The organism is Chryseobacterium sp. KACC 21268 (genome assembly GCA_028736075.1).
In the GTDB taxonomy this organism is placed as follows: domain Bacteria; phylum Bacteroidota; class Bacteroidia; order Flavobacteriales; family Weeksellaceae; genus Epilithonimonas.
On the sequence record CP117875.1, the window covers coordinates 2636664 to 2658751 of the forward strand.

Consider the following 22088-nt stretch of genomic DNA (forward strand, 5'->3'; position numbering starts at 1 on the left):
CTTTTATGGAATATTCCAACATCTACCGATTGAATAAAGAAAAACATTGGATTTATTCTTCAGCTCATAATTGGTATTTACTTTTTGCGTTCCCAGTTTCAATGTTTGGTTCATTAGCGCTAAGTATTTTCACAGCAATTAAGATAAAAAAACTAAAATATATTTGGTTATTTTTATGTTTGACACCGATTGTCATATTTCTTTTAATACCAAATATTTTGATAATCTTAAATCTAAGAAATCCATAAGCTTAAGATGAGTTTCCTTAAAATTAATAATGCATCAACAGGTTATTCAGTACCATTAATTTCTGACATCAACACTTCTTTAGAATTAGGCGAAGTTTGCCTTTTGATGGGAAACAACGGGATTGGGAAAACGACTTTAATCAAAACCATTCTCGGTCAGAACAAACTTTTAAGTGGTGAAATTTCCATCAACGGAACATCAATTCAGAAATTGAATTCAAACGAAATAGCCTCTCAAATTGCCATCGTTTTTTCGAAAGCGGAAATTCCTGATAATTATACAGTTACCGATTTGATTTCATTGGGGAAATACATTCATTATCCTTATTATTTTAAATTGAATGAAAAGGATATAACTGAAATAAATGCCATCATTGATAAATTAAACTTAACAAAATTTCGAGATAAAAAACTCACCGAACTTTCTGATGGAAATCTTCAGAAAGTCTTTATTGGAAGAGCTTTAGCACAGAATTCGCCTTTCATTATTTTGGATGAACCAACAACGCATCTGGATGAAGAAAACAAATTGATGATTCTCTCCTTGATTCGAAATCTTGCGAAAAATGAAAATAAACTGATTCTCTTCTCTTCTCACGATTGGCGATTAGCAAAGGAATTTTCTGACAAAATTTGGTGGCTGAAAGACAAAAAACTCATCAACGGAATTTCCGAAGAAATCATTCTCAACAATCCAGAATTGATTACACCGAAGATTTTGGATTTCAATAAAAACTTTCATCCGCCAGAAATCGATGCACCGAAATTGGAAAAGGAAATGATGTTTTCTTTCCTTCAAAAAAACTTTGCCTCGGATTTGAGTAAATTTAAATTGACGTTTAAAAATAACATCTGGGAACTGAAATCGGATAATTTTTATGATAATTGTCATACATTGACAGAAATTAAACAATCTCTGCAAAACATTATCAACACTGATGATTTCAATTAAATAAACTTTAATAGATTTTATTTATTGCGACTCGCATAGTAATTAAAATACTGACTATAAACAACTTAACAATTAAAACCTGAAAATACTATGCATGCATAGTATTTTTTTTATATTTGTAAAGAGTGCTTCAATAAGTTAATTATGGAAAACAAAAATTCAGAAAAAGTAGAAAGTGTAGATTTGATGTTAAAGTCAGCTTGGTTGGCTGTTTCGAAGATGTATTCGGACCAGGCGTCCTTGCACAACTCAACTGCTGTACAAGCACTTACACTTTTGAAAATCGACCCAAAAGAAGGAACAAGAAGTACGAATCTTGGTCCAAAAATGGCAATCGAACCTACGTCGTTGACGAGAATCATCAAACTTCTGGAAGACAATGGTTACATCTACAAAGAAAAAACCACAACGGACAAGCGCGAAGTGATTATCAAACTCACGGAAAAGGGCATCAATTCTAGAAATCTCTCCAAAGAAGTGGTCATCAACTTCAACAAAAAAATCGTGGAAAGAATTGAACCAGAGAAATTTGAAATTTTCAAAGAAGTGATGAATGATATTTTGAAAATCGCCAACGAACTTAATCATAGAAAGTAATTATTAAGAAAGATAAATTCTCGCTGATTAAGCAAATCGAGCAGATTAATCTGCAAAATCCTTAAAATCTGCGAGAAGAAACTCTTCTGTAAAATATTAAATCACAAAATAATTCTAATAATGAACAGAAAAATAAAACACGTTACAGTCCTCGGCTCCGGCGTGATGGGTTCCGGAATAGCCTGTCACTTGGCTGGAAACGGAATTCAGGTATTGATGTTGGATATGCCTGCGAAAGACTCGGATAATGCCGACAAGAAAACGAGAAACAGCGTGGCGCAAGGTCATCTTGACAGCGCTTTGAAAAGCAATCCTTCACCAATCTACGACAAATCCTTCGCTTCCAGAATTACGGTTGGAAACTTCGAAGATGATTTGGAGAAAATCAAAAATTCGGATTGGGTGATTGAGGTGATAGTCGAGAGATTGGACATCAAACAATCGATGTTCGAGAAAGTGGACAAACTTCGCAAACCAGGAACTTTGATTACTTCTAATACTTCAGGAATTCCGATTCATCTGATGTCTGAAGGAAGGTCGGAAGATTTCCAGAAACATTTTTGCGGAACACACTTTTTCAATCCGCCAAGATATTTGAAATTATTTGAAGTAATTCCAGGTCCGAAAACGGATAAAGCTGTTGTGGATTTCTTTATGTCTTACGGCGAAAAATTCCTTGGAAAAACTACGGTTCTTTGTAAAGATACGCCAGGATTTATCGGAAACAGAATCGGTGTTTATTCAATGGCGAAAATTATGGAACTGACCGAGGAAATCGGTTTGACCATTGAAGAAGCGGATTCTTTGACTGGCGATTTGCTGAATCGTCCAAAAACAGGAACTTTCAAATTGGGAGATTTGGTAGGATTGGATACGGCTTTCAACGTGACGAAAGGTCTTCAAGCCAATTTGAAAGACGACGAAATGGTTCAGGCTTTGAAAGATTCCAAGACTTTGAATCATTTAATTGAAAATAAATTCCTTGGCGATAAAGCTAAAAAAGGATTCTATTATAAAGAAAAAGATGCTGGCGGAAATGTCAATCGTTTCGTTTTAAATTATGAAACGCTTGGTTACGAACCGACTAAACAGCCAAAACTTCCAATCGTGAAAACGGCTAAAGAAGCAGGAAGTTTGAAAAACCGTTTGCCAATTTTGTTGCAAGACCAAACCAAAGCTGGCGAATTGATTAGAAAACATTACGCTTCACTTTTCGCTTACGTTTCTCAGCGCGTTCCGGAAATCACCGATGTGTTCTACTCCATCGATGATGCGATGAAAACCGGTTATGCTTGGAAATATGGTCCTTTCGAAAACTGGGATTTCTTGGGAATTCAAAAAGGAATCGATTTGGTTGAAAGTGAAGGTTACAAAGTCGCTGATTGGGTTAAGGAAATGCTGGCTTCCGGAAACGAGTCTTTCTACAAATTGGAAAATGGAAAGCAGTTATTCTACAATCAAAATACAAAAACTTACGAGGCGATTCCAGGTTTGGATGCTTTCATTATTCTTGATAATATCAGAAAAGAAAAAACCATCTGGTCCAATTCCGAGTCTGCGTTAATCGACCTTGGCGACGGAATCCTGAACTTCGAATTCCGTTCAAAAATGAATTCTCTTGGCGGAGGCGTTTTGGAAGGCCTTAATAAATCCATCGACATTGCTGAGAAAGATTACAGAGGTTTGGTTATAGGAAATCAATCCGATAATTTCTCAGTCGGCGCAAACCTCGCGATGGTAATGATGATGGCCGTTGAACAAGATTGGTACGAACTGAATATGGCCATTAACTTGTTCCAACAAACATCGATGAAATTGAGATATTCATCAATTCCAGTTATCGCTGCACCTTTCGGAATGACGCTTGGTGGCGGTTGCGAATTCTCGATGCATTCAGATAAAATTGTTGCAGCGGCAGAAACTTATATTGGACTTGTGGAAGTTGGCGTTGGTTTGATTCCAGGCGGTGGCGGAACAAAGGAGTTTGCCTTAAGAGCTTTAAAAGGCGCACTTCCAGACGATGTTAAAACCAATCATCTTCGAAATTACTTTATGAACATTGCAACCGCAAAAGTGGCAACTTCTGCTCACGAAGCCAAGCAAATGGGAATTTTGACCGACAAAGATATCATCGTTGTCAACAAAGACCGTCAAATTGCAGAAGCAAAACGTCAGGCGATTGTTTTGGACGAACTAGGATATACACCACCGGTTCCAGAAAAAATAAAAGTGCTCGGAAAAGAATCAATGGGAATGTTCTACGTTGGAACAGACCAAATGGTTGCCGGCGGTTACGCCTCAGAGCACGACAGACTGATTGCCAACAAAATCGGCTACGTAATGACCGGTGGAAATCTCTCCGAACCAACAGAAGTTTCCGAACAATATCTTTTGGATTTGGAAAGAGAGGCATTCTTATCATTGTGCGGAGAAAGAAAAACTTTAGAAAGGATTCAAACTATGTTAACAACTGGTAAGCCATTAAGAAATTAATATGAGTAATATTTGGCTTGATTTAAAGAATGAAAATAATCTTTACAGAAATTTAATTTTACTTAAAAGTTATGTCTTAAGTAATGGTCATATCAACCAAAGTAATGAATGTGAGAGAAAAGTCATTAAAGATTCTATAAAGGAATTATTAGCTGACCAATTTGATGAGGATTTTTTTAATAATAATATTCAATTTCTTTTAAGTCAAAAAATTATTGGTTCTATAAATTATACATCATTAACTACCTATGGTATTCAGTACGTTGAAAATTTAATCGACGAGCTAAGCAATTTAGATAATGACGAGATTGAAATTATTAAGAAAAGTAACACTGAAAAGATTGTTAAGTTCCTAGATATTTCTTCAAAATTTGCAACTACTGGAAACACAATTATTAACTTAATTAATTTACTAAACAAATAAAATGGAAGCATATATAGTAACAGGATACAGAACAGCAGTTGGTAAAGCGCCGAAAGGTTCTTTGCGTTTTACCCGCCCGGATGATATGGCGGCAACTGTGATACAACATCTGATGAAAGATGTTCCAAATCTTGACCCGGCTCGCATCGACGATTTGATTGTCGGTTGTGCAATGCCGGAAGCAGAACAAGGCCTTAACGTCGCGAGACTGATTTCATTAATGGGACTAGACACTGACAAAGTTCCAGGTCTGACAGTCAACAGATATTGCGCCTCAGGCTCAGAATCGATTGCGATTGCGGCGGCGAAAATCAAAGCAGGAATGGCAGAGTGCATCATCGCTGGTGGCGCAGAAAGTATGTCGTACATCCCGATGGGTGGTTACAAACCGATTCCAGACACGGATTTGGCCAAGAAACATCCCGATTATTATTGGGGAATGGGATTGACAGCCGAAGCGGTTGCCAACGAATTCAAAGTGAGTCGTGAGGAGCAGGACCAATTCGCTTACAACTCGCATCAGAAAGCTATGAAAGCCATCAAAGAAGGAAAATTTGAAAACCAGATTGTTCCAATTGATGTTGCATATAATTTCCTTGACGAAAAGGAAAAAATCCAAACCAAAGAATACGCCTTCAAACAAGATGAAGGTCCAAGAGCTGATACATCGGTGGAAGCTTTGGCGAAACTTCGTCCAGTTTTCGCAGCGAATGGTTCTGTGACGGCTGGTAATTCTTCTCAAACTTCTGACGGCGCCGCTTTTACAATGGTAATGTCAGAAAGAATGGTCAAAGAATTAAATCTAACGCCAGTTGCGAGACTTCTCTCCTATTCGACTGTCGGCGTTCCGCCAAGAATTATGGGAATCGGACCGATGTTCGCTATTCCAAAAGCGTTGGAGCAAGCTGGACTTAAACAATCTGACATCGATTTGTTTGAGTTGAATGAAGCGTTTGCTTCTCAGTCTGTTGCAATCTTAAGAGAACTGAACATCAATCCTGAAATCGTAAACGTAAATGGAGGCGCAATCGCACTTGGACATCCACTGGGTTGTACAGGAACTAAATTGACCGTTCAACTTCTTGACGAAATGAAACGCAGAAACAGCAAATATGGTGTTGTGACAATGTGCGTAGGAACTGGTCAGGGTGCAGCGAGTGTTTTCGAGTTGCTTTAAAATCTGAAAATCATAATCTCTTTCAAATGTTAGCTAATTCTTCATTAATATCCGAAATCAAAAACATTATTTCTCAATCTAGAGATAATGCGATTCGTTCGGTGGATTATCAGCGAACATTGATGTATTGGCATATCGGGCAAAGAATTTTTAAAGAAGAGCAGAATGGAAAAGAACGTGCAGAATACGGAACTTATCTTATAAAGTATCTTTCTGAGCAACTTCAACCAGAATTTGGAAGTGGGTTTTCTCGTCGGCAATTGGAAAAATACAGACAATTCTATAGAGTCTTCCCAATTGCGTCCGCACTGCGGACGCAATTGAACTGGACTCAATATAAGCTACTTACGTCTATCGATGATGAGCATAAAAGAGAATATTACATCGCCGAATCCGTCAAAAACAATTGGTCTGCACGGCAATTAGAAAGACAAATCAACAGTAGTTTGTATGAGCGGTTGTTGTTGAGCAATGATAAAGAAAGTGTTTTGGCAATCGCGAAAGGCGAAATGATTCCCAACGAGCCTTCCCAAATCATCAAGGACCCAATGGTTTTAGAATTTCTGGGATTGAAAAAAGAATCCGCTTATTACGAAAAAGAATTTGAACAGGCGATTATCACCAACTTACAGGATTTTTTGTTAGAACTTGGAAACGGATTTTCATTTGTCGCGAGACAGAAAAGAATCCATCTGGAAGGCGATGATTTTTTCATTGATTTGGTCTTTTACAACCGACTGATGCAATGTTTTGTCATCTTCGAAATCAAGACCCACAAGTTGACGCACGAGGATTTGGGACAGTTGCAAATGTATGTCAATTACTACGACAGAAAGGAAAAACTGGCTCACGAGAACAAAACCATTGGAATTCTGCTTTGTGCAGAAAAGAATAATGCACTGGTGAAATTTACTTTGCCTGAAAAAAATGAAAGCATTTTGTCCAGCAAATATCAATTGTATCTCCCAACTGAAAGTCAAATTTTAGAAGCTCTCAAAATAGACCTTGATGAATTTAACAATCAAAAAAATTAAAAAAACAACAATAAAATGAGTACTGAAACCAAAACATTAAACGGTGGCGAATTCCTGGTAAAGGACATCACTGCTCAGGAAATCTTCAGCATCGAGGAACTTTCCGAAGAACAAAAAATGCTTCGCGATTCTGCGAAAGAATTCATAGATAAAGAAGTGGTTCCGAACAAAGAGCGCTTCGAGAAAAAAGATTACGCCTACACGGAAGAAGTGATGCGTAAAATCGGAGAAATGGGATTCCTGGGAATCGCTGTTCCTGAAGCTTATGGCGGATTGGGAATGGGATTCGTGACCACAATGCTGGCTTGCGACTATATCTCCGGAACAACTGGCTCATTGGCAACAGCTTATGGTGCGCACACAGGAATTGGAACTTTACCAATCCTACTTTACGGAAGCGAATATCTGAAAAACAAATACCTTCCAGACTTGGCGGCGGGAACTAAATTCGGTGCTTATTGCTTGACCGAGCCAGATGCAGGTTCCGACGCAAACAGCGGAAAAACTAGAGCCAAACTTTCCGAAGACGGAAAACATTACATCATCAACGGACAAAAAATGTGGATTTCGAATGCTGGTTTTGCAGACACTTTCACTTTATTCGCCAAGATTGACGATGACAAAAATATCACCGGATTCGTCATCAACCGTTCAGAATTGGAAAATCCTGAGAGTCTGACTTTCGGAGAGGAAGAACACAAATTGGGAATCCGTGCGTCTTCTACACGCCAGGTTTTCTTCAATGATATGAAAATTCCGGTGGAGAATCTTTTGGGCGAAAGAAACAACGGTTTCAAAATCGCTCTTAATGCCCTTAACGTTGGCCGAATCAAATTGGCGGCGGCGTGTCTGGATGCACAAAGAAGAATCCTGAACCATTCATTGACTTATTCTACGGAGAGAAAGCAGTTTGGCGTTTCTATCAACACTTTCGGCGCAATTCGCAAGAAGTTGGCAGAGATGGCGACTGGCGCTTTTGTGAGTGAGGCTGGTTCTTACCGCGGTGCAAAAGATGTCGAAAACAAAATCGAGGAATTGGTGGCCGGCGGAATGAACCACGAGGAAGCGGAACTGAAAGGTGTGGAGGAATTCGCTGTAGAATGTTCTATCTTGAAAGTTTTTGTTTCAGATTTGGCACAGCATTCAGCGGATGAAGGCATTCAAATCTTTGGTGGAATGGGCTTCTCAGAAGATACACCAATGGAATCTGCCTGGAGAGATTCAAGGATTTCCAGAATCTATGAAGGAACCAACGAAATCAACAGACTTCTTGCCGTTGGAATGCTCATCAAACGTACAATGCAGGGGAAAATAGACCTTTTGACGCCTGCAAAAAATGTAGGAAAAGAATTGATGGGAATTCCGTCTTTCGACATTCCGGATTATTCAGAATATATGTCTGAGGAAAAAGAAGTCATCAAAAACCTGAAGAAAGTATTCCTGATGGTTTCCGGTTCTGCCCTTCAAAAATATATGATGGACATCGAGAAACAACAGCATCTTCTCCTGAACGCTTCCGAAATCCTGAACCAAATCTATATGGCAGAATCTGCCATCCTGAGAGCGGAGAAACATTTTGACACCGATTCTGTAGAAGCATCAATGGCAAGACTGAATCTTTACAAAGCCGTTGATATCATCGCCACCAACGCCAAAGAAGGCATCGTCTCTTTCTCCGAAGGCGACGAGCAAAGAATGATGCTGGCCGGACTAAGACGTTTCACAAAATACGTGAATACGCCGAATCCAATTGCTTTGACGGAAAAGATTGCTTCTCATTTTATTGCGAAAGGTTCTTACTAATTAATCTATTTCAGTATAACTAAAACCGCCTCAGAGATTTCTGAGGCGGTTTCGGTTATATAATATTTATATGCGTTAGGTCTCTAATATTTTAATTATGTAATTTTAAGATATTACATAATTAAAATATTTGTTTCACATCTTGTAAATTATACACATAAATTTTTACTATTAAACTGAATTTCGGATATTCGTATATTGATAATATTGATAAAGGTAATTTGATTAGATATGGAAAAAACTAAAGACTATAAAAGAAACGCTTGGTATCTCGCATTGATAAATTTGCCCTATACATTGAAAATTATTTTAGTAGTTTCAATAATTATAGTTCTTATAAATCAAATTCAGCAATTCTTTGAATATATACAATTTTCTCTATTTGACATTAGCATAAAGTATTATGCAATAATAAAAGTATTTTCTGAATTTATTTCTAAGCTTGCTTATGCTGTGATAACCTCTTCAATATTTTATTATATAACTCAACAATTCCCTAAAGAAAAAAAAAGAATCAGAGTTGCAGAGTTACTACATAATGCAATTCCATTTATTAAGATGCCTTTCACAGATTTTGAATTTGACCTCTTAAAAATAGAAAGTTTAAATTTAACAGAAAAGCAGTATAACGAAAAGTGTAAAAATGTTCTTCTTGATTCACCTGTAAGAGATAATTTGAAAAATTGCATTAATTGGGACAAATTTACAATTCAGACTATGGAAAAAATTACAATAAAAATTGATGAAATAAACCAACTCAATGACTTGTTAGACTCTGACACATTTATCATTTTACAAAAAATAAAATCCAATTGCTTAACAATTTTAAATATTTTGGCACTAAGAGGAAGAGCAAATAATGATAGTAATAGTAAAAATATGGAATATATCTCGTCTTTACTTTATACATTACGAAATGATTTTATTTCACTAGAAAATTTTGGGAATAAATTTATAAAAACTTATATCAATTTTGAATCTAAGAAATAGATATTATTTTCACGCTGGTACAAACATCTTTCTCGTACCTCTACGGCAAACAAGAAATTATCAAATCTTTATACTCACTTCCAATCGTCCTCCAAACCCAAGTTCAACAATCTTTTGAAGCGTCGAGATTCTCGTTTCTTTTAGATTATTTTCAATTTTGGATATGTAGGATTTAGTCGTTCCTACTTTTTCTGCTAGTTGTTCTTGAGTCATACCCAATTCCAAACGTGTGTCGTGGATAAGCGCTCCTATTTTAAAATTTTCGTAACCATTCTCAAGTTCGTCACGTTCTTTTGTTCCACGTTTGCCGAAGTTTCTCTCTTTGAACTCATCAAGAGTTGTTAGATTTTTATTTGCTGTCTTCATATTCCTTTTTGATTTTTAATGCCATTTCTATTTCCTTCTTAGGTGTCTTCTGCGTTTTCTTTCGAAAACTGTTTGCTACAACAATCAGTTTTCCTTGGTTAAAAAAGCAGAAAATTCTAAAAATATCACTCGCAACCTGCACACGGATTTCGTATAATCCGTCTGTATTTTCTAGATGTTTAAGATAAGTTTCCGGAACTCTTTGCAAATCTTCAATCAATTCAAAAGTCCAAACAATTTTGGTCTTCACTTTTAAACTTTGTTTATCGAAGAAATCTTGAAAGTAGTTTTTGAAAAATGTTACTTTTCTATATTTCATATTTGTGTCTACAAAACAAAAATACTAAAGTTTCACTAAAGTGAAACAAAAAGAATAGAAAGTTTTTAGATTAATAAAAACAAAGTACTGAAAATCAAAACAAACTCAACTGAATCCCACCATTCCCTTCCCCCGGCTTCGCATCCCCAAAAACCGTTTTTCCACCAAACCGCCACGAGTTTTGTCGCTCCTCTTCTATCACTTCCTCCAGGTTAAAATCCGGCGTGAAGTTCGCTTCCGTCCTCAAAGCAATTTCGTGAAGTTTCTTGATGGCTTGGCTCTTATCGGTGTTTCCCAACTTAGATTTCTCGATGCCTGTTCTTAGGATAGAAATGGTTTCGTCGTAGGTTTTGGTAGGCACAGGAAACGGATGACCGTCTTTCCCGCCGTGCGCAAAAGAAAACCGCGCTGGGTCTGTAAATCTCGACGGCGCCCCGTGAATCACCTCACTCACAAGCGCGAGAGACTGCATCGTTCTGGGACCAACGCCTTTCAGCATCAGCAATTCCTCAAAATTCTCAGGTTGATTTTCCCTCGCCAGCCACAGAATATTCCCCAGCTTTTTCATATCCACATCACTGGCCAAAACCTCGTGATGCGCCGGCAAAATCAAACGTTGGAAATCCTGCATCCATTTCTCGGAATCGGTTTTTGTGATGTCCACAATCCCATTTCTGCTTTGTTCTGCTTGGGCAGAAGTCAGATTGAGAATATTCCCACGATTCACGCCAGAAATCCCAGTATGAGGCTCATTCACAAAAGAACTGACATTCTCGGAAAGCCAATGGTAACGCCTCGCAGTGCCGTCGGAATCGTGCATTCCTTGCTGAACAACCGCCCAATTCCCTTGGTCCGACAAAATGAAATTATGTAGATAGAGCTGATAACCATCTTGGATAGCCGTGTTGTCAACCTTCGCAGAAAGTTTACTGCATCGCACGAGCTCCGTGCCGTCAAGTCCGGTGGAATCTGCAATTTTGAGAAGTTCGTTCGGTGTTTCTTTGGAGAATCTTCCTTTTCCGCCAGCGATGTAGATTCCCAGCGATTTGGAATTCGGATTGATGGAACGTTTCAAAGCGCCCATCACAGAGGTCGTAATGCCGGACGAATGCCAGTCCATTCCCATCACCGCCCCAAAACTCTGAAACCAAAACGGGTCTGCCAATCGTCTCAGAACTTCATCCTTGCCATAATCGGCGAGAATCACTTCCACGATGGCGAGCCCAAGCTTTGACATCCGCTCATAAAGCCAAGGCGGAACCTGACCGTAATGTAAAGGCAAATCTGCAGTCCCAGAACGTTTCATTGTGTGAAATTACGACATAAATTTCTTGTTGGGAAAAATCTTTGAACCACAAAAGTCACAAAAGAAAAATATAAAAAAACTCTTTGTAAGAACAAAAAAGCTAACTTATGAGATTATCCTTTTTTGAACTTATGATAAACTCAAAATAAATCTATTGCTTTTGTGACTTTTGCGGTTATCAAAAAAAATCCGAAACGATGACGCTCCGGACTGATTTACTGTACAAATTTTATTGCTTAATTTTCTTTCTTAGAAAGGAAATAATCTTTTAATTTACCAAGATTTATTTTGTCGCTACCCACGAAGATTTCGTCTTCGGTAAGGAACACCGGACGTTTCAAAAACGTGTAGTGGTCCAGTAGCAATTCTTTGTAATCTTTCTCCTGTAGGGTCTTTGGGTCAAGCTCCTGCAGTTTTATCTGATTCGATTTCTTATTGAAAAGGGCTTCATAAGAACCAGCCAATTTGTACATATCTTCAATTTCTTCCTCAGTAATAGGGTTGATTTTGATTTCGCGAAGCTCCCAATCTCTAGTGTCATATTGTCCTAATATTTTTCTACAGGTATCGCAAGTTTTAAGATAAAATACTTTTTTCATTTTGCAAAAATACGTTTTATTTTCCACATCTTGGCTATGTCGTTTAGATATCTTATATTACGCCCCGACGCAAGGTCTCATCCTCTGCCATTTACATCCAGAACTTTAACGTTCGTTAAGGATTTAAGTTTCATATTTTGGGCAACTTATCCGCCTTCCGTTCCCGCTATTTTTTGCCTTCGCTTTTCCAGCCACAAAAAATGAGCTCCACTCAAACCTAACGAAGTGGTTCATCGATTCAAATAAAAAAAATAGAAAAGATGAGATAAGTCGGGTTGCGGATTCGTCTTCCAAACAAGTTTTGTCATCAATATCGAAGTTTCCATTTCTAATCAAAATTATTTTCCTCCAACCCTAAAGGGAGTAATTTTTCTTTAAGTTCTAATTTATTTTCGCTCCCTTTAGGGCTGGGGCAGACAAAAATAAATTAGAATGTGTAGTAATCTGAATTTCCAAAATCCCTTCAAAAAACCTTACATTTGAATTTAATTATCAAAAAAATGGACAACAAACCAATTACTTTCCAGTTTATCTCAGAACCTACAGACGTCAATTTTGGAGGCAATGTCCACGGCGGAAGCGTGATGAAATGGATAGACCAGGTCGGTTATGCGTGTGCAAGCAATTGGTCATCAAGCTATTGTGTTACCGTGTACGTTGGTGGAATCCGGTTTTATCAACCTATCAAAATTGGGGAAATTGTCAAATTGGAATCTCACGTGATTTACACCGGAACTTCTAGTATGCACATCGCCATTGATGTTTATTCCAGAAATATCAAAGAAAAAACCTTCGAGAAGAAAACGCACTGCATCATCGTTTTCGTAGCTGTTGACGAAAAAGGAAAATCCGTGCAGGTTCCAAAATGGACGCCAACCACCGAGCAGGAAATCCAAATGCAGGAATACGCCATCAAACTAATGAATCTCCGCCGTGACATCGAGGACGAGATGAAACCATTTTTATAAATTAAATTATTTATAATTAAAAAATAACAATCCATAATCATTATAAATTGAATCAGATTTAACAATCTGAATGATTCAATACGGATATCAATATTTAATTTTGCTGGAAATTAAAAATATATTCAATTGAATAAAAAAATTATCAGTTTATTGGCCTTGTCATTAGTGGCCAATATCAATGCGCAGGTTTTCAATGCAGGATTCGAAAACAACAACGGAGCACCTTTGTCCCAATTCACAACCATCAATGCGGATGGGAATTCAGTGCCTTTCTACGCACAGATTCAGGAGTTCAACACAGAAGCTTGGATTCAGTATTATGATGGTTACGACAACAAGATTGCCTTCAGCACGTCTTTGTATGACCCATCTGCCCAATCCAACGATTTCCTGATTACGCCGGCAATCACAATTCCACAAGAAGGAACGCCAACGCTTTACTGGAAAGGAAAGTCTTACGATTTTGAGTTCACCGATTCTTACGCTGTGAAAGTTTCTGAGACGAATAACAATCAAGAATCGTTTACGACAACGCTGACTCAAATCGATAGCGAACAACCATTCGACTACGCTGGTCATTCTTTGGATTTGTCGGCCTACAAAGGGAAAACCATCTATTTGGCTTTCGTCAATAATACCAATGACGGAACTTATTTGGCTTTGGACGATTTGTACATCAGCCAATCTGCCAGTTGCGTAATGCCTTCATTAAATGGATTTTCGACTTCTAATTTAAAACCAAATTCCGTGACTATCAATTGGTCTGCAACTTCCGGAATTTCCAGTTATGATACTGGATTGACGACTTTTGACACTTCCGTTTCGTCCAAAGGAACAACATCTTCCACAAGCAAGATTTTTGATAATTTACAATCTGGAAAAAGATATCAGTTCTTTCTGAAAAATGCAGATTGTGGTTCTGGCTGGGCTGGTCCAAAATCGGTTTTTACACCTTCTGAACTTCCCTACTCTTACGACTTCGAAAAAACGGTAGAAAACTACGGTGAATATGACTCTGACGGTTGGGCTTCCAACTCTTGGATAAACGGTGAAAATGAAACTGTTGCACAAAATGGAAGTGGTTATGTTTATAACAACACCAGCACAAGCACGACTGCAGTTAAGAATGACTGGATTTTCTCCTACCCAATTTATTTGAAAAAAGATGAAACGGTCACTGTAAAATATTATTCCGGAATCGGAAGCGATGAAGCCAATCCTGCTACTCTAAAACTTGCTGTAGCGACCAGCCAAGACAGAAATTCTATCATCGAAACATTGAGTACAGACGTAATTTCTACAACTGCTTACAAAGAATTTACGAAAACTTACACGGCGACTGCAGACAACGTTTATTATTTCGGATTTGGAAACACAACAGCGCCGGTGACTATCACAACGTCTTTGAGAGTTGACAATGTTTCATTCACGAAAAATGCATTGGCTGTGAACGATGTCAATAAAACCGCAATAAAAATCTATCCAAATCCAGTGGTTGACCAGTTGACTATCAAAACAGATGAAACAATCAAATCGGTTCAAGTCTATTCTCTTGATGGAAAATTACTGAAAACCATTGAAGGAAATCACGATAAAGTTGATTTTAGAAATTATCAAAAAGGAACTTATTTGTTGAAAATAGAAACCAACAAATCGGTTACTTCTCAAAAAGTGATAAAATAGTTATAAAAATTAGTTTAGAATTTTTTCAATAAAATAGTTGTGGAATTAAAAATCATTTCTAAATTTGTCCCAATGAAAACAATGAACAATATCTGGTGGTGGCTTTCTAACTCTTTGTCGGGTCTGAAAGGCTTATCGGTGTTCTAAATTCTGAACTAACTATAACTCAATCATAATAAGACTTCGACATTTTTTGTTGAAGTCTTTTTTTATTTAAATTCTAAAATTAATCTGATGAAATTCAGTAAAACCATAAAAGTAAAAACCACCGTAAAATCCCAATTGGCAGACCTTTTCACGCCCATCGGAATCTACCTGCGACTTCGCGATAACTTCCGCGATACCATCCTCTTAGAAAATGCCGGAAACCAAAACTCGGAAAATTCGTTTTCGTTTATTTGTGTGAACGCCATTGCAGGAATCGAAATACGTGATTATCACGAAGCTGAATTCAAATTTCCATTGGAAAATCCGGAAAAAATCCAGTTGGAAAATGAAAAATTGTCAGATTTGCTTCAGGAATTTTCAGATGCTTTCCAATGTGAAAAACCAAACCACGAAATTGGAAAAAGTGCGCAGGGATTTTTTGGATACACGAGTTATGATGCGATTCCATTCTTCGAAAACATCAAATTTAAAGAGCTTTCTGAGGAAAACAAAATTCCGTTGATGCGTTACAGATTGTATCAGTACGTCATCGCAATCAACCATCACAACGACGAAATGTTCTTGATTGAGAATAAAATTGATGGCTTAAAATCAGAACTTTCAACCATCGAGAATTTCATCAACCAAAAAAATGCGCCCGTTTTTCCATTCGAAATCACGGCAGAGGAAACTTCTAATTTAAAAGATGAAGAATTTCTGGAATCGGTAGAATTTGCAAAAAAACACTGTTTCCGTGGCGACGTTTTTCAGTTGGTTCTCAGCAGACGATTTGAGCAAAAGTTTCAAGGCGACGAGTTCAATGTTTATCGTGCTTTGAGGAATATCAATCCTTCGCCTTATCTATTCTTCTTCGATTATGGTGATTATAAATTAATCGGTTCAAGTCCGGAAAGTCAATTGATTATCAAAAACGGAAAAGCCATCATTCATCCGATTGCAGGCACTTTCAAAAGAACTGGAAACATCGAGAACGATTTGGAATCCGCAGAAGAACTCAAAAAAGACCCGAAAGAAAACGCCGAACATACGATGTTGGTTGACTTGGCGCGAAACGACCTGAGCATTCACGGGAAAAATACAACGGTTTCTAAACTGAAGGAAATCCATTTCTTTTCCCACGTTATCCATATGGTTTCTGAAGTGGTTGCCGATGTCAAAGAAAATCAAAATCCTTACGAAATGATTGCTACTACTTTCCCACAAGGCACTTTGAGTGGCGCACCAAAATACCGCGCAATGCAACTCATCGATGAACACGAGAAAACTTCCCGAAGTTATTACGCTGGTTGTATTGGTTTTGTAGGTTTTGATGGAAGCTGTAATCAGGCGATTATGATTCGTACTTTCCTGAGTAAAAACAATACATTATTTTATCAAGCCGGCGCCGGAATCACAGCCAAATCCGTTGCCGAAAGTGAATTGCAGGAAGTGAATAACAAATTAGGCGCTTTGAAAAAAGCCGTTTTAAAAGCAGAGAAAATTAGTTGATTGTTGTTGGTTGATTGTTGATAGAACTAAAAAAACACAAATATGGAATACATAAATCTGGACGTTTGGATTCAGGCAAGAAAGCTTACAAACCTTGTTTATAATCTAACAAAAAAATATCCAAAAGAGGAAATGTTTGGATTAACAAATCAAATTAGAAGATGTGCCGTTTCTGTGCCTTCAAATATTGCAGAAGGCTGTGGAAGAAGCACTTCAAAAGATACAATACACTTTCTATTCATTGCCAGAGGTTCACTTTATGAACTTGAAACGCAATTTTATTTATCAGCAGACCAAAATTATTTAAGCGACGAAGAGCTAACAGTAATTCTCAATCAAATAATGAGTTGCAAAAAATTATTAAACGGATTTATAAACTATTACAGAACTAAGTAAAATGACAGATATTTTAAAACCATCAACCATCAACCATCAACTATCAACCAAAATTCTGGTCTTCGACAATTACGATAGTTTTACTTACAATCTCGTTCAAATCATAGAACAAATCGTTGGTGAAGAAGTCGACGTTTTCCGCAATGACAAAATTGCCTTGGAAGACATCGACAAATACGACAAAATCATCCTTTCTCCAGGCCCGGGAATTCCGGAAGAAGCAGGAATTTTGTTAGAATTAATAAAAAAATATGCGCCAACGAAATCCATTTTCGGGGTTTGCCTCGGACAGCAGGCGATTGCGGAAGCTTTTGGTGGAAGTTTGATTAACCTTTCTGAAATCTATCACGGCGTTGCAACAGAATCTATTCAAATCAATGCGCACCAGATTTTCAATGGTTTACCAGAAACTTTGGAAGTCGGCAGATACCATTCTTGGGCAGTAAATCCTGATGATTTCCCTGCTGAACTGGAAATCACAAGCGTCGACAAAAACGGAATGATTATGAGTTTGAAACACAAAACCTACGATGTTCACGCTGTACAATATCATCCGGAAAGCATCTTGACGCCTGATGGAAGAAAGATTTTAGAGAATTTTTTGAATAACTAATTGCGAGTAAAATGAATCATTTCTTAAAAGAAGACCTTACAAATCTGGAAGGTCTTTTATCAAAAATAAAGGAACAAGGAATCGCATATTTAGATAATATTTCTGAAAGAGCGACTTATTCCGAACATCAATTACCACAGGAAATCCTTTCTACAAAAGAAGGAAAAGGCTCGCGAGAAAGTTTGAAAATTTTCAATGAGCGCTTAGAACCTTTGGTAGTTGCCTCTTCGGGACCAAGATATTGGGGTTTCGTAACTGGCGGCACAACCCCAGCGTCAATTATGGGCGATTGGCTCACGAGTATTTATGACCAGAATACGCAAGCTTTAACAGGCGTTGGCGATATTTCCGGACAGATAGAAATTGAAACCATCAAAATGCTTTTAGATTTCTTCGAGTTGCCTCAGGATTACATCGGCGGATTTGTAAGTGGCGCAACGATGTCCAATTTTACCTGTCTTGCGGTTGCGAGACAATGGATTGGGAAAAATTTGGGACAGGATTTTGCTAAAGATGGAATCACGGAAAAAATCAATGTTCTATCTGCAATGCCACATTCTTCTTCCATCAAATCGCTTTCTATGCTCGGAATCGGAAGCAATAATATCATCAAAATCAAAGTTGCAGAAGGAAATAGAGAATGCCTTGACACCGTTGATTTTGAAGAAAAAATCAAAGAATTAAATGGTGAACCTTTCATTTTAATTTCCAGTGCTGGAACTGTAAACACAGTTGATTTCGATGATTTCCAAGCAATTTCAAAACTGAAAAATAAATATAATTTTTGGTGGCACATTGATGCTGCTTTTGGAGCTTTTGCAAAATTTTCGGATGAGCATAAACATTTATTAAAAGATTGGGAAAACGCTGACAGTATTACGATTGACAATCACAAATGGATGAATGTACCTTATGAAAATGCGGCCTTCTTCATCAAGGAAAAACATAAATTGGAACAGATAGAAACGTTCCAAAATTCCAGCGCACCTTATCTTGGAGACCCGATGGAGAAATTCAGTTATCTCAATTTTCTTCCCGAAAATTCCAGAAGACTGAAAGCGCTTCCGGTTTGGTTTTCTCTGATTGCTTACGGAAAAGACGGTTTTAAAGAAATGATTGAAAAAAGCATTTCCCTTTCACAATATTTCGGAAACCTGATTGAAAGTGACAACAATTTCGAAATACTTGCTCCGGTAAGATTGAACACCGTTTGCTTCACATTAAAAAATCAATCGTCCGAACAGGTTTCGGAATTTTTAGAAAGATTAAATCAAACTAAAAAAGTATTCTTAACACCAACAATCTATAACGGAAAGCAAGCCATAAGAGCTGCTTTCGTCAATTGGAGAACAGAAAGTTCGGATGTTGAACTTGTTTTCAATTTGATGCAGGAATTATTAAGAAAATAAACAATGAAACAAATATTACAATATCTCTTCAACCACCAAACTTTGACAAGAGCCGAAGCCAAGGCGATTTTGACGGAGATTTCACAAAATAAATTCAATGAGAGCGAGGTCATTTCTTTCATCACCGTTTTCTTGATGCGAAGCATTACGCTCGAAGAACTCACTGGTTTCCGTGAGGCCTTACTTCAATTGGCAAAACCTATCGATTTGGGAACGAACGATGTGGTTGACATCGTTGGAACTGGTGGTGATGGAAAAAACACATTCAACATTTCAACTCTGGCAAGTTTTATCGTCGCCGGAACTGGACAAAAAGTCGCGAAACAAGGGAATTATGGCGCGTCATCCATCTCTGGTTCATCCAATGTTTTGGAAGAGTTGGCTTACAAATTCAAAGATAATTCTGAAGATTTGAAAGCCGACTTGGAAAAAGGAAACATCTGTTTCATCCACGCACCACTTTTTCATCCGGCTTTGAAATCCGTCGCGCCGTTGAGGAAACAATTGGGATTGAAGACCTTTTTCAATATCCTTGGACCGTTGGTAAATCCTGCGAAACCAAAATATTCGATGATTGGCGTTGCAAATCTGGAGATTGCGAGGGTATATCAATACCTTTTGCAACAGCAAAAAAGCGAGTTTATGCTGGTTCACGCTTTGGATGGTTATGATGAAATTTCATTGACGGGCGACACAAAAATCTTCAATAAGTCGGGCGAAAAAATCTATTCAGCGGAAGATTTGAAATTCAAAAACATCGAACCGGAAACTATTTTCGGAGGTCATTCAAAAGAAGAATCTGCCAAGATTTTCATTAATATTCTTGAAGGAAAAGGAACGGAGGAACAGAATTCTGTGGTCTTAGCAAATGCATCAATCGCCCTGCTGAATACTGAAAAATATGGTGATTATAATAATTGTCTTGCACTTGCAAAAGACAGTTTGGAAAGTGGAAAAGCTTTACAAAGTCTCAAGAATATTATTAAGTAGAATTTTTATGGCGACAATTTCCGCCCTCCGTTCCCGCTATTTTTTGCCTTTGCTTTTCCAGCAACAAAAAATGAGCTCCACTCAGGTCGGGTCGCAGATTCAATATAAATATAAAGTTTAGTCAAAAGAAATGACCATTTTAGATAAAATCATAGAAAGAAAAAAACAGGAAATTGCAGATTCAAAATCCAAGATTTCTGTGGAACAACTGAAAGATTCAGAATTCTTTGGAAGGAAAACTTTTTCATTGAAAGAAACTTTGAAATCCAAATCCGGAATTATCACCGAATTCAAAAGACAATCACCGAGCAAAGGAATTATCAATGATAAAGTTTCGCCATTGGAAGTCGTTTCTCAATACGAAAAATTTGGAGCAAGCGCCGTTTCTATTTTGACAGACAAAGACTTTTTCGGCGGAAGTTTTCAAGATATTTTGAGCCTCAGAAATCACATCAACATTCCAATTTTGAGAAAAGATTTTATGGTCGATGAATATCAGTTCTACGAAGCAAAATCGATTGGAGCCGACGTCATTTTATTGATTGCATCTTGTCTTTCGCCAACTCAGGTTTCCGAATTTACGGAAGTGGCTCATTATTTAAATCTTGAAGTTTTGTTGGAAATCCACTCCGAAGAAGAGCTCGTTCATATTAATAAAAATGTAGATTTAGTCGGCATTAACAATAGAAATTTAAAAGATTTCAAAGTTGACTTGCAACATTCTGTCAATTTGAAAAACCAACTTCCGCAAGATATTTTGTCCATTGCAGAAAGTGGGATTTATAACGAAGAAGATTTCAGATTCCTGAAAGAAAAAGGTTTCGACGGATTTTTGATGGGCGAATATTTTATGAAAGATGAAAATCCGGGAAAGAAATTTGGAGAATTCGTTTCTAATGTATCAATTTAAGTTTAACAGCTATCAATGATGGAAATCCAAATGCCAGAAGCCAACAACCAATTGCAACTCAAAGTTTGCGGATTGACCAAACTCGACCAAATTCAGGAATTGATTGATTTAAAAATTGATTTCTTAGGCTTTATCTTTTATAATAAATCGCCAAGATTTGTTTTGAATAATTTGACTTTGGAACAGATTTTAAACATTGAACATTCAAGAAAAGTTGGTGTTTTTGTGAATGAAGATTTGGATAATATTATTGAAATTTCAGAAAAGGCAAACTTAAACTTCATCCAGCTTCACGGCGACGAAAACGATGATTTTATTTCAGAATTAAGAAATAAACTAAATCCAGAAATTAAAATAGTAAAAGTCATCAGAATCGGAAATCAATCGCCCGAAGAATTGCAAAAAACCATCAACCAACAACCATCAACCATCAACTATCTCCTATTTGATACAGACTCGAAAGCATTCGGCGGAACAGGACAAACCTTCGATTGGAATATTTTAAATTACATCGAAATTCCTATTCCCTATATTTTGAGTGGCGGAATTTCATTAGAAAATATCCATCAACTGACAACCATCAACCATCAACCAATCGCACTCGATATCAATTCAAAATTCGAGATTGAACCTGGAAATAAAGATTTGGATAAAATAAAAGATTTCTTACCATTAATTAAATGAAAAATCATCAATATAAAAGCAAAATAGTCTGGACTGGAAACACAGGTGAGTCCACAAAGAATTACCGTTCCTATCAAAGAAATTACACCATTTCCGTAGATGGGAAAGCTGATATTTCAGGTTCATCCGACCCAGCATTTTTAGGAAATCCGGAACTTCATAATCCTGAAGACCTTTTGCTGGCTTCGGTTTCTTCTTGCCATTTGCTTTGGTATCTTCATCTTTGTTCTGTAAATAAAATCCTTGTTTTGGAATATAAAGATTTTGCAGAAGGTACGATGATTGAGACTGAAAACGGAAGTGGGAAATTCACCGAAATAGTTTTAAAACCAAAGATTGTTGTCGCTGAAAAAGAGATGATACAAAAAGCGGTGGAACTCCATCAGAAAGCCAATGAATATTGCTTTATCGCCAATTCATTAAACTTCGAAGTGAAACACCAACCAGAGATAACATATAAAGAAAATTAAA

Annotated in this window: 22 protein-coding genes; 18 read left to right on the forward strand and 4 right to left on the reverse strand. The window is 37.3% G+C overall.

The window, feature by feature from the left end:
- The first annotated feature begins 255 nt into the window (after positions 1–255).
- The 8 genes from PQ459_12280 to PQ459_12315 all read left to right on the forward strand — a co-directional run bounded on the left by PQ459_12280 (position 256) and on the right by PQ459_12315 (position 9718).
- Complete coding sequence (locus tag PQ459_12280; GenBank protein WDF45674.1) at positions 256–1200, forward strand: ABC transporter ATP-binding protein; 945 nt, start codon at positions 256–258, stop codon at positions 1198–1200.
- 144 nt (positions 1201–1344) lie between these two features.
- Positions 1345–1797, forward strand: a complete 453-nt coding sequence (locus PQ459_12285; protein ID WDF45675.1) for a MarR family transcriptional regulator — start codon at positions 1345–1347, stop codon at positions 1795–1797.
- Between the two features lie 120 nt (positions 1798–1917).
- Complete coding sequence (locus PQ459_12290) at positions 1918–4290, forward strand: 3-hydroxyacyl-CoA dehydrogenase/enoyl-CoA hydratase family protein (protein WDF45676.1); 2373 nt, start codon at positions 1918–1920, stop codon at positions 4288–4290.
- Between the two features lies 1 nt (position 4291).
- Positions 4292–4714 carry a hypothetical protein gene (locus PQ459_12295; protein ID WDF45677.1) on the forward strand — a complete coding sequence of 141 codons (423 nt, stop codon included), beginning with the start codon at positions 4292–4294 and terminating at the stop codon, positions 4712–4714.
- Between the two features lies 1 nt (position 4715).
- Positions 4716–5891, forward strand: coding sequence for an acetyl-CoA C-acyltransferase (locus PQ459_12300; GenBank protein WDF45678.1), 1176 nt, complete (start codon positions 4716–4718; stop codon positions 5889–5891).
- 26 nt (positions 5892–5917) lie between these two features.
- Complete coding sequence (locus tag PQ459_12305) at positions 5918–6925, forward strand: PDDEXK nuclease domain-containing protein (protein ID WDF45679.1); 1008 nt, start codon at positions 5918–5920, stop codon at positions 6923–6925.
- 15 nt (positions 6926–6940) lie between these two features.
- Entirely contained in the window at positions 6941–8728 is a 1788-nt protein-coding gene (locus PQ459_12310) for an acyl-CoA dehydrogenase family protein (protein ID WDF45680.1), read from the forward strand.
- A gap of 231 nt (positions 8729–8959) precedes the next feature.
- Positions 8960–9718: a hypothetical protein gene (locus PQ459_12315; protein WDF45681.1), complete on the forward strand. Its 759-nt coding sequence runs from the start codon at positions 8960–8962 to the stop codon at positions 9716–9718.
- A 60-nt stretch (positions 9719–9778) separates the two neighbouring features.
- Here the strand turns inward: PQ459_12315 and PQ459_12320 are convergent, their stop codons facing one another.
- The 4 genes from PQ459_12320 to PQ459_12335 form a co-directional block, all read right to left on the reverse strand.
- Complete coding sequence (locus tag PQ459_12320) at positions 9779–10084, reverse strand: helix-turn-helix transcriptional regulator (protein ID WDF45682.1); 306 nt, start codon at positions 10082–10084, stop codon at positions 9779–9781.
- Entirely contained in the window at positions 10068–10403 is a 336-nt protein-coding gene (locus tag PQ459_12325) for a type II toxin-antitoxin system RelE/ParE family toxin (GenBank protein ID WDF45683.1), read from the reverse strand. Before PQ459_12325 ends, PQ459_12320 begins: the two co-directional genes overlap by 17 nt.
- Before the next feature lie 94 nt (positions 10404–10497).
- Positions 10498–11709 (reverse strand): DUF763 domain-containing protein, encoded by a 1212-nt coding sequence (locus PQ459_12330; GenBank protein ID WDF45684.1) that lies wholly within the window; start codon positions 11707–11709, stop codon positions 10498–10500.
- Between the two features lie 236 nt (positions 11710–11945).
- A complete protein-coding gene (locus PQ459_12335) occupies positions 11946–12308 on the reverse strand; it encodes an arsenate reductase family protein (GenBank protein ID WDF45685.1) in 363 nt (120 codons plus the stop codon).
- A gap of 500 nt (positions 12309–12808) precedes the next feature.
- Here PQ459_12335 and PQ459_12340 point away from each other — a divergent pair, with 500 nt between their 5' ends.
- The 10 genes from PQ459_12340 (at position 12809) to PQ459_12385 (ending at position 22087) form a co-directional block, all read left to right on the forward strand.
- The gene (locus tag PQ459_12340; GenBank protein ID WDF45686.1) at positions 12809–13276 is read left to right on the forward strand and encodes an acyl-CoA thioesterase; all 468 of its coding nucleotides are present in this window, start codon (positions 12809–12811) and stop codon (positions 13274–13276) included.
- A gap of 126 nt (positions 13277–13402) precedes the next feature.
- Complete coding sequence (locus tag PQ459_12345) at positions 13403–14959, forward strand: choice-of-anchor J domain-containing protein (GenBank protein ID WDF45687.1); 1557 nt, start codon at positions 13403–13405, stop codon at positions 14957–14959.
- Between the two features lie 234 nt (positions 14960–15193).
- On the forward strand, positions 15194–16615 hold the full coding sequence (locus tag PQ459_12350; protein ID WDF45688.1) for an anthranilate synthase component I family protein: 1422 nt from the start codon (positions 15194–15196) through the stop codon (positions 16613–16615).
- A 42-nt stretch (positions 16616–16657) separates the two neighbouring features.
- Positions 16658–17011 (forward strand): four helix bundle protein, encoded by a 354-nt coding sequence (locus PQ459_12355; GenBank protein WDF45689.1) that lies wholly within the window; start codon positions 16658–16660, stop codon positions 17009–17011.
- 1 nt (position 17012) lies between these two features.
- Positions 17013–17624, forward strand: a complete 612-nt coding sequence (locus tag PQ459_12360; GenBank protein WDF45690.1) for an aminodeoxychorismate/anthranilate synthase component II — start codon at positions 17013–17015, stop codon at positions 17622–17624.
- A gap of 11 nt (positions 17625–17635) precedes the next feature.
- The gene (locus PQ459_12365) at positions 17636–19033 is read left to right on the forward strand and encodes a pyridoxal-dependent decarboxylase (GenBank protein ID WDF45691.1); all 1398 of its coding nucleotides are present in this window, start codon (positions 17636–17638) and stop codon (positions 19031–19033) included.
- A gap of 3 nt (positions 19034–19036) precedes the next feature.
- Positions 19037–20023 (forward strand): anthranilate phosphoribosyltransferase, encoded by a 987-nt coding sequence (gene trpD / locus PQ459_12370; protein ID WDF45692.1) that lies wholly within the window; start codon positions 19037–19039, stop codon positions 20021–20023.
- Positions 20024–20153: 130 nt separating this feature from the next.
- Positions 20154–20933 (forward strand): indole-3-glycerol phosphate synthase TrpC, encoded by a 780-nt coding sequence (trpC, locus tag PQ459_12375; GenBank protein ID WDF45693.1) that lies wholly within the window; start codon positions 20154–20156, stop codon positions 20931–20933.
- Between the two features lie 15 nt (positions 20934–20948).
- On the forward strand, positions 20949–21617 hold the full coding sequence (locus tag PQ459_12380; protein WDF45694.1) for a phosphoribosylanthranilate isomerase: 669 nt from the start codon (positions 20949–20951) through the stop codon (positions 21615–21617).
- Positions 21614–22087, forward strand: coding sequence for an OsmC family protein (locus tag PQ459_12385; protein ID WDF45695.1), 474 nt, complete (start codon positions 21614–21616; stop codon positions 22085–22087). Before PQ459_12380 ends, PQ459_12385 begins: the two co-directional genes overlap by 4 nt.
- The last annotated feature ends 1 nt before the right edge of the window (position 22088 follow it).